The 15,060-nt window shown below is 38.9% G+C and carries 8 protein-coding genes; 1 reads left to right on the top strand and 7 read right to left on the bottom strand.

Features of this window, described 5'->3' with window-relative positions:
• Positions 1-74: 74 nt before the first annotated feature.
• From BUF13_RS19165 to BUF13_RS19155, 3 genes are read right to left on the bottom strand one after another with little or no spacing between them, the layout of a single operon-like run.
• Positions 75-1,601: an FG-GAP repeat domain-containing protein gene (locus BUF13_RS19165; RefSeq protein ID WP_073573432.1), complete on the bottom strand. Its 1,527-nt coding sequence runs from the start codon at positions 1,599-1,601 to the stop codon at positions 75-77.
• Entirely contained in the window at positions 1,598-2,341 is a 744-nt protein-coding gene (locus BUF13_RS19160) for a copper homeostasis protein CutC (protein WP_073573431.1), read from the bottom strand. Before BUF13_RS19160 ends, BUF13_RS19165 begins: the two co-directional genes overlap by 4 nt.
• Positions 2,338-3,324: an isoaspartyl peptidase/L-asparaginase family protein gene (locus BUF13_RS19155; protein ID WP_073573430.1), complete on the bottom strand. Its 987-nt coding sequence runs from the start codon at positions 3,322-3,324 to the stop codon at positions 2,338-2,340. The genes BUF13_RS19160 and BUF13_RS19155 overlap by 4 nt, the downstream gene beginning before the upstream one ends.
• Before the next feature lie 84 nt (positions 3,325-3,408).
• Between BUF13_RS19155 and BUF13_RS19150 the strand changes: the two genes are divergently transcribed.
• Positions 3,409-4,170 carry a creatininase family protein gene (locus BUF13_RS19150; protein ID WP_073573429.1) on the top strand — a complete coding sequence of 254 codons (762 nt, stop codon included), beginning with the start codon at positions 3,409-3,411 and terminating at the stop codon, positions 4,168-4,170.
• On the opposite strand, the gene BUF13_RS19145 is transcribed toward BUF13_RS19150, so the two are convergent.
• The 4 genes from BUF13_RS19145 to BUF13_RS19130 all read right to left on the bottom strand — a co-directional run bounded on the left by BUF13_RS19145 (position 4,171) and on the right by BUF13_RS19130 (position 14,957).
• The gene (locus BUF13_RS19145; protein WP_073573428.1) at positions 4,171-7,689 is read right to left on the bottom strand and encodes a VCBS repeat-containing protein; all 3,519 of its coding nucleotides are present in this window, start codon (positions 7,687-7,689) and stop codon (positions 4,171-4,173) included.
• Between the two features lie 136 nt (positions 7,690-7,825).
• Positions 7,826-9,559 (bottom strand): RagB/SusD family nutrient uptake outer membrane protein, encoded by a 1,734-nt coding sequence (locus BUF13_RS19140; protein WP_073573427.1) that lies wholly within the window; start codon positions 9,557-9,559, stop codon positions 7,826-7,828.
• Between the two features lie 49 nt (positions 9,560-9,608).
• Positions 9,609-12,863 (bottom strand): SusC/RagA family TonB-linked outer membrane protein, encoded by a 3,255-nt coding sequence (locus BUF13_RS19135; RefSeq protein ID WP_073573426.1) that lies wholly within the window; start codon positions 12,861-12,863, stop codon positions 9,609-9,611.
• A gap of 498 nt (positions 12,864-13,361) precedes the next feature.
• Positions 13,362-14,957, bottom strand: a complete 1,596-nt coding sequence (locus tag BUF13_RS19130; RefSeq protein ID WP_134204567.1) for a hypothetical protein — start codon at positions 14,955-14,957, stop codon at positions 13,362-13,364.
• Positions 14,958-15,060 lie beyond the last annotated feature (103 nt).

The following is a 15,060-nucleotide window of genomic DNA, read 5'->3' as shown; positions in this document are numbered from 1 at the left end:
AAAAAAATGATTTTTAAAAAACAATATTTGAATTAAATTTCTTTAAAAGAAGTATATATTGTTTTCTATATTTTTTACAGATTTTTATTTTTTAACAAAACCAAGGGAGTCCAATTTTCAGAAGGTTTCTTATATAAATCCTCAAAATCAAATACACCTATAAATACATCAGTATCTCCATCACGATCTATATCCCCTTTACTCAAAATCAAAAAATTTGAAGCCCATTTTACTTCTGAGACAAATGGCTTTAAGTTGATATTTCCTTCATTTTCAAAATAAATCAATTGCTCAGAGGGTTTTTCTTTTTTATCAGGGAAGAAAGAAATCGCCATCAAATCCTGATCTCCATCCAGATCAAAATCTTCAACTACCACCCCACTTGCTCCATACATAGGATAAAACCATGATTCTTCAAATCCCCCATTTTGATTCAAAAAAATCCTAACACCATGATACCCTTTCAACTGTTGGGATAAATCAGCATTGTCACCATTGGCAACAACCAAATCCAACAGTCCATCTTGATTGAAATCGATTATTTGAAGATCGCTCCCTCCAAAAGCTGGATGGAATCGAATAAGCGGTTTTTCCAGAAAATGCCCTTCTCCATCATTTTCCCATAAAAAAACACCCTCTTGTGCCTGAGTCATCAAACCTACTAGATCTAAATCCCCATCTTGATCCATATCAACAAGTTCAACTTTTCTTGCTCCCGGCAATGCCTTAATCACAAGCTCATCATAGCCTGATGAACTTGAAAGAAAAGCACTCAATTTCCCAATGTGATTACCAAATTGAGAAATGACATAATCTTCAACTCCATCAGAGTTTAAATCCCCATAAGAAACATGAACAGGTCTAATTAATTGATCAAAAACCTCAATGCTCTCCCAAACACCTAACTCATTTTGATAGTGTTGAAATGTCCCCAATGAATCATTTGCAGGATCCATCAGTCCCATGGATAACAATTCAAATCCGTCTTTATTAAACTTAATCTGAACTGGAGCAACAGGAGTAGAAATCGAATCAATGATTGAAAAACCCGATCCATCATCTAAGTGAAAAAGCTTCCGAAATCTATGTCCCAACCATAAATCGCCTTTCTCATCAATCGATATCATCGTGGTAAGATTTGGATAGACAAAATCAAATTCTGGGATTTCCACCTCAAAACCAGGAAGCCCTAAAGTTGGAGTCTCTTTAGCAATTTGTGGCAAAGGTTCTTTGGAAGCATTATCTATATAATATTGCTTTATTTTTAGCCAATTGTCTTCCGTGATAAAGGGAGTCTTGGAGTAAATCCCTTCTGGGACATTCATATCCTCAGGAAGCGTCCTCCCAAAATCCTCTTCCAAATACAATCCCATTCTCATCCTCATATCCGGAAGGACTGAGGATTCCCAGATATCTTTAGTCAAAAGTTTAGGTTCAGGCTTGAGATGACAGTTTGCACAGTAAAGCTCTGCCAATTGCTTTCCTTCCAACTTCAAATCCATCTGTGAGAGTCGGTATAAAGAAGGAATTGGCTGCTTCCTTTCAGAAATAGGATTGCAGCCAATTGCTATTATAAAGAAAAGGAAAGCAAGCCTTTTCATGAATTAAAAGCCTCTTTAAATTCTTGAACTACTTTTTCGTCGATCCCCAAATGAAAGTTGAAGTCATCTGGATCAGATGAAAATTGAACATCTGGATTTACAAATCGATTTGCAGCTGGAATCTTGGTTTTGCAGGAAGCATGAATTTCTTTGAAATCGGGAAATTTCTGCAAGTAAGTGACATGCTCCGGCTTGGACCCACCTCCAGGCATGATTATAATACGATCTTTTGCTGATTCCAAAAGCTCCTCTATCAGTCCCATTCCTTCAGTAACACTATTTTTAGCACCTGAAGTCAAGATCCTTGCAAATCCTAGTGAAATAATATCTTCCAAGGCCTGTTTTGGATCACGGCAGGCATCAAACGCCCGATGAAATGTACAAGGCTTTCCATTTGCTGTTCTAATTAGAGATTCGCAAGCTTCTTTGTTTACATTCCCATCTTTATCCAAAACTCCAAAAACGAATCCATCTGCTCCAAGCTCTCCCAAAACTTCAATATCCCTTTTCATTACCATCCATTCTTTCGAGGAATAGCAAAAGTCCCTGCCACGAGGTCGGATCATTACAAAAACAGGAATATCAACTTCGCTCTTCAGGTATTTGAGCATTCCTGCACTTGGAGTCTCTCCTCCTTCAGGAAAATTGGCACAAAGCTCTAATCGATCCACTCCATATGCAGCAGCATCTAAAGCAGACTGAAGATTGAATACCGGAGATTCTAAAAGGAATTCGCTCATCCTTTGAAATAGCTATTGGAGTCGATCATTGCATTTCCATGAAGTCCTCCTTTGGCAAAATTGAAACCTGGATGAACTGCAAAAGCTCCTACTTCTCCATCTTTATTGATCGCAAGGAACCCTGCTTGTAAATCTTTGATATTCTTTTCGTTTTTGGCGACCAATCTTCTTACAGTCTCTTCACATGCCTCTTGAGGAGTTCTTCCTTGGCGCATCAATTCAACGATCAAGAAACTGCCACAAATTCTAATGATAGACTCACCTAGACCAGTTGCCGTCGCAGCTCCAACTTCATCATCAACATAAAGCCCAGCTCCAATAATTGGGCTATCCCCTACTCGACCATGCATTTTGTAAGCCAATCCACTGGTTGTACAGCTCCCTGCCAATTTCCCATCAGCACCAATCCCAATCATCCCGATTGTATCATGGTTTTCTATATTAATTACTGGCTTATATTGGCTAGTTTCTTTCCACTTAAGATAAGCAGCTTTGGCTTTCGGACTTAGTTTTTCTTCTTCAATCGGGAAACCTTCGGCAATCGCCAATTGTCTTGCACCTTCACCTACGATCATCACGTGAGGCGTTTTCTCCATAACCACTCTAGCCAGACTAATTGGATGTTTCACTTGTCTTACGAAGGCAACAGAACCACAAGACCCATCCCCTTTCATAATTGAAGCATCCAACGTAGTAATCCCTTCTCTATCTGGCAATCCTTGAAGACCAACAGATAAATTACTCATATCCAACTCCGTATCCATCACACCGGCCTCAACAGCGTCAAGTATATTATTTGTTTCGGCATATTTCTTCAAAGCTGCCGCGTTTGCAGGAAGTCCATGGTTCCAAGTAGACAAAATCAATGGCTTTTCTCCAGCATTTTGTGATTTTGGACCATTTGCAAAAGTTTGACCTACCCCCGGAATAAACAGAGCAGAGCTCATCAGCGTTTGCTTGATAAATTTTCTTCTTTGAGACATTAGACTTATTTTAGATTCGAGCGTTCAAATTATCAATTTTGACCCGAATTAAGCCATTTTTCATTCAATTCCTCTAAAAATTACATGAGACCTTATATCCTGAAAGAAGCAAATTGGAAAACCCTAAAAGACCATCGATTTGATCTAGCAGTCCTACCTTGGGGAGCGACAGAGGCTCATAATTATCACATGCCATATGGTACAGATGTTTACGAGGCTGATGCCATTGGAGAGGAAGCTGGAAGAAAGGCTTGGGAAAAAGGTGCAAACGTTGTAATCCTACCCACTATCCCTTTTGGGGTCAATACGGGACAATCGGACATCTACCTGGACATGAATTTAAATCCAAGCACCCAATTCGCTATTCTGAAAGATCTACTTGAAGTATTTCATCGACAAGGATTAAAAAAACTTCTCATTCTGAACAGTCATGGGGGGAATGATTTCAAAACTGCTTTACGGGAATTGGGATTGAAGCACCAAGACATGCTTCTTTTCACCTGTAATTGGTTCCAAGCTTTGGACAAAAAGGAATACTTTGAAGAAGGTGGTGATCATGCTGACGAACTAGAAACATCCCTCATCATGCATCTTCACCCTGAATTAGTTTTGCCTCTTGAAGAGGCCGGAGATGGAGATGAAAAAAAATCAGTAATCGCTGGAGTAAGAGAAAAATGGGCCTGGGCAGAAAGAAAATGGTCTCAGGTAACTGCTGACACTGGAATCGGGAATCCAAAAAAAGCCTCCCCTGAAAAGGGAAGGCGATATTTTGAAGATGTTACTGAAAAGGTTTCTGACCTAATTCTAGACATCTGTTCTGTAAATCACGGGGAGTTGTACCGATAATTAATTTAGAAGAGATAAATCGAAGTCCTTCTGGTCCCCCTTGTAATCAATTACTTTCAGTGATTTTATTCCAAGTGGCAAAGTAATTTCTTTAGAAGACTGGGATAGGAATCCAGCGCCATGGGTAATTTCTATCCTTTGCGTTTTTCCATTTTCCAGCTCAACCAAAAGGGCAGCAACTTGCTGACCAGGTTCGATTACTTGGTTTTCTTTGGTTTTACCTCTGAACACTTTGAGTTCATCCCTATTTTGAGAGGCCACGACCAAAGGTCCTCCATTTACAGAGGCTAATTTCACTAGAGCTTTTCCATCACCTGGAACTACAAACCCACTTTCCGCTGCTTCCATAGGAGTAAACCCTCCCTTTCCATCTCCAATCAAAACCAACCCAATTAATGCATCCAGTTTTCCAATGAAAATCTCATTCCCGTAGTCATTCCCTACTAAAAGAATATCCAAAAACCCATCACCATTAACATCCTCAGTCAATAGTCCATTGACAGGTCCCAATTGAGCCAAAGAAGGCAATTCATGAACTTTAAACTTTCCTCCACCTAGGTTCTCAACATATACCGATTTATCAAAATTACCTTCCAGAATCAAAGCATCCTTTTTCTCATCTTCGGTAAAAAGAGATTGTTCAGTGCTCAAAGCATAAGTCTTATACCTTTCAAATTTCTTTCTAAACAAGGTGCTTTGGCCATATAAATCCGCCCAGAAATGACTAGGGAAAGATTGATATTCTCCATCTCTGCCCTTATACCAAGAAAAAGTAACAGGATCCACACTTCCATTCTTGTCAAAATCTTTCGCATAGATTTTAACAGGATGTTCTTGAGTCGGATGGTGGTGATTATTTGCCCCCATATTTCCAACTACAAAATCCACATCTCCATCTTGATCAAAATCACCGGAATTGATAGAGTTCCACCAGCCTAAATATGATTCTAGTCCAGTTTCCACCCGATTTAGTTTCTCTCCATCATTCTTAAATATCGTAATCGGCATTAATTCCCCAACTACCACTAAATCCACCAATCCGTCTAAATCCACATCCGACCAAATTGCATCGGTGACCATCCCCACATTTCTTAAATCTGGAGCTATTTCATCTGTTACATCTTCAAGTATTCCATTTCTGTTTTTCAACAAAAAGCTTTTCTCTGGGAATGGAAACTGGGTGACAGGAGTACGTCCACCCACAAATAGGTCCAGAAAACCATCTTGATCAAAGTCAGCGGCTCTTACAGCACTTCCGCTAGCTTTCACCAAACTGAAATTTTCATCTAAAGTGAAGTTCCCATTTCCATCATTCAAAAACATCCTGTCAGAATATTCAGCAGAATTTTGAGGAAATTCATTGCTTCCTTCGACTAAATACAGATCCAGATCGCCATCATTCTCAATATCAAAAAGTAGAATTCCCATTTCTTCAAAAGCTGGATTTTCGCCAGGGAGCAATACTTTTTTAGCAAAAGAACCATCAGAATTTTGAGTAAATAAAAGAGGTTCAAATCCAGAAGAAGAGCCCACTATCAAATCCTCTGCACCATCTCCATTGACATCTCCAACTGCCAATGAAGGCCCATATTGTGTCAACTTATGAGGCAGGATTCTCTGAATATTAAAGTCAATTTTATCTTCTTCCTCATGAACAAAAGCTAAACCTAAATCTTCTCCAACCTCTTCATAAAGCACATCCTTATTTCCTTCATCCAAAATTGCAACATTCGAAGACCCTGCCTTAGCTTCCGCATAAGGGATTTCTAAAACAGAATTAATGGTTGGGTTACTTATAGAACTTCTCTTCCCATTAGGCCAAATCACCAAGACTGATGACACTGTTGCTGATGAGCCAAGCCCAAAGTGCATCATGTCACCCAACGTCGACATATAGCCTCTTACAATTTGTTGTTCTTGAAAAAGCTCCTTGCCATTATCCAATTTCACAACAACCTTAGAGCCCAAGCCCGCCGGGTTCTCTACTGTGCCTTTTAGTTTAATTTTCAGATAGGACCCTTTATTCTCTTTTTTATCCAAATGATTTTCAAATACAAATACCGGATCATTGATATTATTGACCACATAATCTAGGTCTCCATCTAAATCCAAATCGATTAGAGCTGCACCATTTGAAAATGAAGGCTTATCCAAGCCCCATGAATTCCCAGAATCTTCGAATGTCAGATCTCCTTTATTGTGAAAAGCATAGTTTGGAATCTTAACTATCGGAATAGAGTCCAGTAATTGTCTGATTGTAGCAACAGAACCTACATCAGCTCGGTAGTTTGCAAAATCTTTATCCGTAATATCTCTAGGAAAGCCATTGGTCACTAAAAGATCTCTGTTCCCATCATTATCAACATCCCCAAATAAAGGTGCCCAGGACCAATCCGTTTGATATATTCCTGCATACATGCCGATTTCACTGAAAGGAACATCTTTACCATTATTCATATGGAGCATATTTCTCACATATTGATATTCGTAGCCCCACTGTTCATTACTCAAATACACCTGGTAGGAGTTCATCCCTATGGTAGTTTTCTTTCGATAGTTATCCTCGCCAAGCATATCCAATGTCATGATATCTGGCTTCAAATCGTTATTGAAATCAGCTATATCTGACCCCATTGAAAATTGGCTCTGATGCTTCAACCTTTTAGAAATCTCATTGGAAAAAGTACCGTCTTGATTATTGATATATAAAATATCGTTGGTGATATAATCATTGGAGACATGGATATCTGGCCAACCATCATTATTCAAATCAGCAATCAATAAACCAAGCCCAAATCCTTCAATTACAATCCCTGCTTCCTTGGTGACATTTGTAAATGTGCCATCTCCATTATTTCTATAAAAGGCATCATTATTAATAGCAGATCCATCAGTGATTTTCTCTCTATAATTGGATGGAATCACTTTGCTCTGTTCATTATTCAGAACATACAAATCCAAATCCCCATCAAGGTCATAGTCAATAAAGGCTGCTCCCATCCCATTTCCAGCATCAGCAATTCCAAATTGGGAAGCCATTTCTTTAAAAGTAATTTCACCATCAGACCCTTTTCCCTGATTCACAAAAAGAAGATTATTACGTTCCCCAGGGCCAGTTTTCATGGCTGCAACTACATAGATATCCAACCAGCCATCATTATTTATATCAATGACCGTAGATCCTGTACACCAATAATCTGAAGCGCCAATGTTCGTGGTTTCGAAAATATCTTCAAACTTAAAATCTCCTTGATTGAGGTATAATTTATTTGGCACTTGATTTCCTGTAAAAAATAAATCAGGAAGCCCATTTTGATCAAAATCACCAACAGAAACACCTCCACCATTGAAGATATATTCATCTGTCAAAATATTAAAGGAATCAGTTTCAACAATCTCGTTATTGAAAGTTATCCCCGTAGAATCAGGACTTTTTAATTCAAATAAAGTCTCTGTTTTATTACAAGCGCTTATATAAAACCCTAATAATAGAAAGATAAAGATAGATAGGTACTTCATGGGTAGATTGGGTATGATAGACAACCTTGAAAATAGTATTTCTCAAGCTAGCATAGAAATAAATTCATGCATTTAACTCGTCATAAATAAAAAAAGGAGACCAGTTGGTCTCCTTTTTAATTTTAATTGAAATGGTTTAGAAACCTGGATTTTGAATCAAAATATCAGAACCAACCAAGTCAATTTGATCTTGAGGAATTGGAAGTAATTTATGCTTATCCGTAAAGCTTGCTCCACCAAGAGCAGCAGAAAGCAATGTTCCATCCAAAGCAAAATAGTAATCCAATTCTGCCTGAACAGTATTCCATCTAACCAAATCATAGAATCTATGACCTTCCATACCCAACTCAAGCATTCTTTCCATTCTTACAGCTGTACGAGCGGCATCAGCGCTAGTCCAAACATCATCGTAAGTTGAGATCACATAGTTTGCAGCCATGGTTCCATCTTCTCTTTCAAGCTTGGAGTTCATAGCTCTTTCTCTTACACGATTCACTTTAGCTCTTGCAGATTCCAAGTTACCGGTTTCGATATCTGCTTCTGCTGACATCAAAAGAACGTCTGCAAATCTGATGATCATAAAGTTGATACCGGTATATCCGGGAGTCCAAGAAGAGTTATCCTGATAAGAACCTTGCTCCGTACGAGTATAAACATATTTCTTAGGCGAATATGGACCTCCGTTTGGCTGATTTCTAATCCAAGCAGCACCTGGATGATCTTGCCAATCCAAATATGGAAGACCTCTTCTACCAACAGTGTGATCCAATCTTGGATCCAAGTTTCCTGCATCTGGAGTAAACGCATCAGCAGTTTGGATACCCATATCATTTTTCACTCTGTTTGCTGCATCGTTATAAGTTTTATCTAACAAAGGAAGTCCATTTGCATCAGTTCTAAATGCATTTACAAAGCTGAAGGTTGGTTGGAAGAAACCACAACAGTTACCAGGTCCAGCAGGTCCGGTGTTATACGGCCAGTTCAAGTCAAATTCAGGGTTTGCATTGTTTACTGAACCAGTATTCGCAGCAGACTGATATGCCCAAACTGATTCTTGATGGTTATCATTAGCACCTCTGAACATATCCTCATAATAAGGAACCAAGTCATACTTCAAACCATTCGAAGTCACACCATTAGCAATTACATCATCGAATAGAGTTTTTGCATTAGAGTATTTAGCCTCATACAAATAAACTTTAGCCAAATAAGCCTTAGCTGCCCAAGAGTTAACTCTACCTACTTGACCTTGAGTTGCAGGAAGGTTATCAATTGCATATTGGAAATCAGCCTCAATGAAAGGATATAGATCCTGGTTGTTACTTACATCTTCCAAGCCACTACCATAGTCTACATTTTCATCCACATAAGGAGTGTCTCCATATAGTTTTTTCAACTCGAAATAGTAATGTGCTCTCAAGAATCTTGCTTGTGCAGCAATTCTTACTTGATCAGATTCAGTCACATCCTCACCAGGGTTTTGCAAAAGTCTCAACACGTTGTTACATCTTGCAATTCCTTCGTATGCACCATTCCACTTATCTCCTACATTTCCTGAAGCAGCATTTACCTCAAATCTTTGGATAGGGTTGATTGTACTGAAGTCACCCGGGTCAGTTCCTTTGTTGGCTTCACCACCTCTAATACTTCCCCAAACCCAGTTTGAAGGAGAGGCAAGTCTATTTCCTCTACCATTTACCTGAGAATATGCAGCAATCAATGAAGCCTCAATCCCTGCCAAAGAGGTCAACTGTGCTTCAGCTAATAACCCTGTCGGTGGAACCTCCAAGAAATCATCGCTACAGCTCACAGCTACCATCATCATTGCTGATGATAAGAGTGCTCCTATTTTTATTTTAAAATTGTTCATTTCTTAATCAATTATAGTTTCTATAAGTCGATTCAATTTGATGTGTTGATTAGAAGCTTACGTTCAAACCAAGCGTGTAACCTCTAGTAACTGGATAGTTACCTACGTCGATACCGAATGTAAGGTCAGCAGATCCGCCAACAGCTGGATCCAAACCTTCATAACCAGTGATTGTAAACAAGTTGTTTGCAGAAGCAAAAACTCTCAATCTTTCTAATCTCCATCTTTCCAACAAGCTCTGTGGAAGGGTATAACCCAAGGTTACGTTCTGCAATCTCAAGTAAGAACCATCTTCTACATAGTAAGAGTTAGCCACGTTAGAGGTAGAGAAGTTTGCAGTTTTTTCTACAATTGGAATAGTAGCGCCAGTATTACTTGGAGACCAAGCTCCTTTCAATCTCTCAGAGATAGCAGCACCTTCGAATGTTTGGAAGAAGTCGGTAAACCACTTAGACTGGTTCCAAACTTCGTTTCCAATAGAAGTATAGAAATATGCGGAAAGATCTAATCCTTTATATCCTACAGTGAAGTTAACACCACCTGTGAAATCTGGAATTGGGTTACCTAGGACAGTTCTATCATCAGGCGTGATTTCGCCATCACCGTTGATATCCTCATACTTGAATCTACCTGGAGCAGCACCATCTTGAGTAGCATGAGAAGCTACATCTTCAGCACTCTGGAACAATCCTTCAACTTTGTAACCAAAGAAGGTAGACAATGGCTCACCTACTTGGTTTCTGATTGGCTGGATTCCACGATAAGATGGGTTAACAGAAGTAATAACATTCAAGCCTGGCGCCAAATAAACAATTTCGTTTTTCAACGTAGATCCAGTCACAGTCAACTCATAAGTAAATGCAGATGAAAGATTACCTCTGGTAGAAACCAATAGGTCCAAACCTCTATTCAACATCTGACCGATGTTAACTGAGGGAGGAGCAGCGTTACTACCTGCAGTTTGAGGAATTGGAACTGTAAACAACAAGTCTTTAGTATCCTTTTTCCACCAGTCGAATATCACATCCAATCTTCCATTGAAGAATGTACCGTCAAAACCAATATTTTGAGTTACAGCAGTTTCCCATTTCGCGTTAGGGTTACCGATACGAGTTCTTCTAAAACCAATAGTAGCAGAAGAGTTAGTACCACCAATATCATAAGAAGATGCACCTACAGTACCACCGAATAGGGAATACTGGTTGTTCGGATCTACGTTGTTAGAGTTACCCATTTGTCCCCAACCACCACGGATTTTCAAATCGTCAATCCAGGTAGCGCTTTGCAAGAATCCTTCAGAAGAAATTCTCCAAGCCGCTGAGAATGCAGGGAATACACCGTATCTGTTATTAGCACCAAATCTAGATGCTCCATCTCTTCTTAGTACTGCACTCACCAAATACTTATCGTTGAAAGCATAATTCACACGACCAAAATATGAGTTGAAATTAACTCCTTTGAAAAGGCTGGAGTTAACTTGTCTTGAAGAAACAGGAAGGTTAGAAATGTTTACGAAATCAGGATCTGTTGAGAATGGATTCTGACCACTAGCACTCATATTTCTACCGTTACCGGTATTCAAAGCTTCTTGACCAACGATTACGTCAAATGAATGCTTACCAAATGTTCGTTTCCAAGACAACGTATTAGTAAATGTCCAGCCAAAAGTAAAGCCAGCACCTTCATTGTAACCGAATGCAGAGTTGTTTTCAGAGTTTTCATACTGCAATCTAGAATATCCCCAGTAGTAGTAATTGTTATACTGCCCACCGATGGATGTTCTGAATTTCAAATCATCCAAAATGTCATACTCAGCATACACGTTACCAAAAATATTGGCGTTGAAGTTTCTGTTATCTCTCTGGCCGTCTCTGTTCGCAATTGGGTTTCTTGGGTTGTTAAAGCCTCTAGCAGCAGTACCACCGTATCCACCAAATTCATCATAAACAGGAATGATTGAAGGCATTCTAAACGCTGCCAAGATATCATTTTCATCATCGGCAATACCTTGCCCACCATTTGCACCAGTCTGTCCTAAGACCTGACGGTAAGTAGCTTGGAAGTTTTCACCAATTCTCAATTTCTTGGTAACATCAAACTCAGAATTTGCTCTGAAGGAAATTCTTCTGAAGTTGTTAACCATCATAATACCAGCTTGATCTTGGAATCCAAGTCCAACAAAGAATCTGCTTGTTTCTGAACCTCCATTCAATCCAATAGAATGTCTATTTAGAGGTGCATTTCTTGTTAATTCTTTATACCAATCGGTACCTTCTCCAGTAGCTGCTCTTACCACTTGGTAGATTGCTCCTTTAGTTGGATCGATATTATATTTTAATCTTTCTTCTTCTAATTGAGCCGCAGAAAAAGGTCCAGCTACTCCAGCCGCTCCGCCCACGTTAATGTAATAAGGCATAACAGGTGTACTTCCTGTGCCAAATTGTGGGTGTTCGTAACTTGGATCTCTACCATCAATCATAGCTTGATTGGTCTCAGCTAACCAAGTATAGGTTGCAAAATCCTGAGGATTCATCATGTCAAGACCTTGACCAGGATTGGTCACACCAAACATACCATTGTAGTCTACTCTTAATTTTTGATTTCCTTTTCTACCTCTCTTAGTAGTATAGATAATCACACCGTTTGCAGCTCTAGCACCATAAATAGAAGCTGCAGCTGCATCTTTCAATACAGTAGTAGATTCGATATCATCAGGATTCAAGAAATCAGTAGTACCTACTGGCACACCATCAACGATGTAAAGTGGCTCATTACCACCAAATGCACCGAAACCACGAACACGGACAATAGATGTAGTACCTGGCTGACCATTCGTAATTACTGTCACACCTGATACACGACCTTGAAGTGTTTGCTCCACGTTACCAGTTGGGATTACTGTCAAATCCTTCGGATCAACTGTAGCAATCGCACCGGTAGTTTCTCGGCGGCTATCAATAGTATAACCAGTTACAACAAGCTCTGTAAGAGTTTGCTCGTCTGGGGAAAGTTTAACATCAACAACACTTCTGTTTCCTACAGCTTGCTCGATTGTAGCATAACCGATAAAGGAGAAAACAAGAACTGCTTGATCATTGGGAACATTGAGGGAGAATTTCCCATCAATATCTGTGGCGGTACCCGTGGTAGTTCCTTTAACGAGGACTGAAACCCCTGGAAGACCAACATCATACTCGTCAAGGACAGTACCGGTTACCACGCGTTGTGCCATGGCTGCCGAACTGGCAAATACTAAGAGCAAAAGCAGTGCACTTAGACTTTTGTAAACATTTTTCATAAACATAGATAGATTGGGTAACAAGAATAATCTTAATACTTGTCTGTTAATTGATTCCGCAATCGATTGCGGATTCTAGATAACTTTTAGCTATAGAATGTTGATTGGGTATTAATTTTTAAAGGTTCTATAGCAGTTATACCGTGGTACGAATACCTGCAAAAGGATTATTTCCTCGTAGGTTTGAGTGCATCGGGTGATGCCATTATAAGAGAGTGGGAGTAGCTAGGTAGGATAGGTCATTGGCGATATTTTGGGTTTTATTGTACATCTTAATCGCCAATGTTAAATATTCTAAAACAAAATTCAAACTTATCCAGCTAAATATTATTTGGTAATTTTTAACACTCACAGTAGGGAATTTGCCCTAATTAACATCATTCAATATAAAAATTTAAACAAGTCCCCAGTTCTGATGCCCTCATTTTTAAAAATCGGACAGTTTTAATACAAAAAATCAAATTTTGTTACCCAAATGTTAAAAAAATGATTTTTCAAATCTTGCTATTTTTTTCTCAAAATTTCGAAAAATTTTGGATCAGATTTTATATCATCAAAACTTGGGTCAACTAAGGATTTCTCGTATAATACCTCACTCGCATTTACGGCTTTTTCCAGCTGAATTAAAGCGACCTCATTTTGACCACTGTTGATAGCTATCAATGCTAAACCATAATAGCCATAACCAAAACCTCGATCGCGCATTACTGACTCTTCAAAAGCTAAAGAAGCACTTGCATAATCCTTGGAAAGAAATGATGCGAGCCCCTTGTTGAAAAAATCAAATGAATTTGAAAAAGGATAATCAAACCTTAAAGTCGCTAATTTATAGTCTCCTCTTATGATATCTAAAGCTCCTCTTAAGCTTTCATTTCTCATCAAAAAATCAGGATCTCTAGTCAAAACAGAAGCATCAGATAAATATTTATACGCTGTCCAGTATTCACCTTTTAATGCATATATCTGTCCTAAATTATGAAGAATGTAAGCACTCTCTTCAAGTCGGAGAGCTTGATTGAGCAACCATTCCGCTTCAGCCCACAAATTCTCCTTCAAGTCCCTGTCTAATGTTCTTTGTGCTTCTTGAATTTTGACAACAGCCAGGTTATTATAAGGAAGTGATGACCTGAACATCTCGGTCATCTTAGTATAGATCTCAGCTTTGTCATCTAAGCTGGGAGAAGTCTCAGCAGCACTAGCCCAATCTTGAAAAGTCAACTCAGAATTGGAAGAGTTTCCTTTTAACTCTTTTTCCAAGATCGACATTTTCTCAATCCCTAATCCAGAACCTGGCTTTGCCTGGATTTCAATTTTAGCCATTCTCAATTGTGGAAAAAGTTGTCTCGAAAGTTGACTAAAGCCAGCAATCTTTTCCATTTGACTTCTTTGTGACAGGTAGTCATCCCCATTCATTAAAATAGTATAATACTCATCCTTTTTGGAAGTAGAAAGACCAGCATAATCCCTAATCAATAATCGAAGGTCAAACCAATCATTCCATCTCGCCCCCACCTCAATGATAGAATCCCTCAAGAACAACTTTCTGGAGATCAATTCATCTTTGACCGTCATTGCCCTATCCATTCCCAATTTGCTGTTTTTCCCCTCAGCTTGTTCGGGCGATTGGATCCCTATAATTTTGATTGAAGTTATGGAAGGGTTTTCCATCAAAAAAGCTCTGATTTCTGAGAGCATGGCTTCATTCCTCGAACTCCCTACATAATTTGATGTTCCTGGATTGAAAAATATTTGAAACTCTTTCGTCTTAGTCAGATCCCTGTTAACGATCCCAGCAGGAATGTATAGGCCAATATTCGGAATTGGTTCATCTGGATTTACTCTACCTATTTTTGCTAAGAATGGGGTTGTAATGACTCCTTTTGCTAATTGGACCGTTTCAAAAGGCTCATCAGAAACTTTTTTTCCTTGAAATAATTGAGCTTCCAGAATTGCTCCTTCCATCCAAGGCTCGAATTCAAGTACAAAATCCTTAGAAAAAGAATAATCTCCTAAGTTCTTCTGAAGCTCAAAATCTCCCAAATCAAGTGACTTATCAGAGGTTTTTAGCAACAATTTCAATTCTGGATTTCGAGGACTCATGACCGACTCTATTGAGATCTTCCCATCAATTGAGAAGCGAACAGAGTCTCTGAAATACTCTAATTGTTGCGGTTTTATATTAATTTCCTCTAAATATCTTGCT

The sequence above is a fragment of the Algoriphagus zhangzhouensis genome (assembly GCF_900148515.1).
GTDB lineage: Bacteria > Bacteroidota > Bacteroidia > Cytophagales > Cyclobacteriaceae > Algoriphagus > Algoriphagus zhangzhouensis.
Note: the sequence above shows the minus strand (reverse complement) of the source record. Positions and strands in the feature narration are given on the sequence as shown.

Coding starts and splice junctions, on each gene's coding strand:
- BUF13_RS19165 (WP_073573432.1), bottom strand. CDS start 1,601: ATGAAAAGGCTTGCTTTCCTTTTCTTTATAATAGCAATTGGCTGCAAT.
- BUF13_RS19160 (WP_073573431.1), bottom strand. CDS start 2,341: ATGAGCGAATTCCTTTTAGAATCTCCGGTATTCAATCTTCAGTCTGCT.
- BUF13_RS19155 (WP_073573430.1), bottom strand. CDS start 3,324: ATGTCTCAAAGAAGAAAATTTATCAAGCAAACGCTGATGAGCTCTGCT.
- BUF13_RS19150 (WP_073573429.1), top strand. CDS start 3,409: ATGAGACCTTATATCCTGAAAGAAGCAAATTGGAAAACCCTAAAAGAC.
- BUF13_RS19145 (WP_073573428.1), bottom strand. CDS start 7,689: ATGAAGTACCTATCTATCTTTATCTTTCTATTATTAGGGTTTTATATA.
- BUF13_RS19140 (WP_073573427.1), bottom strand. CDS start 9,559: ATGAACAATTTTAAAATAAAAATAGGAGCACTCTTATCATCAGCAATG.
- BUF13_RS19135 (WP_073573426.1), bottom strand. CDS start 12,863: ATGTTTATGAAAAATGTTTACAAAAGTCTAAGTGCACTGCTTTTGCTC.
- BUF13_RS19130 (WP_134204567.1), bottom strand. CDS start 14,957: ATGAGTCCTCGAAATCCAGAATTGAAATTGTTGCTAAAAACCTCTGAT.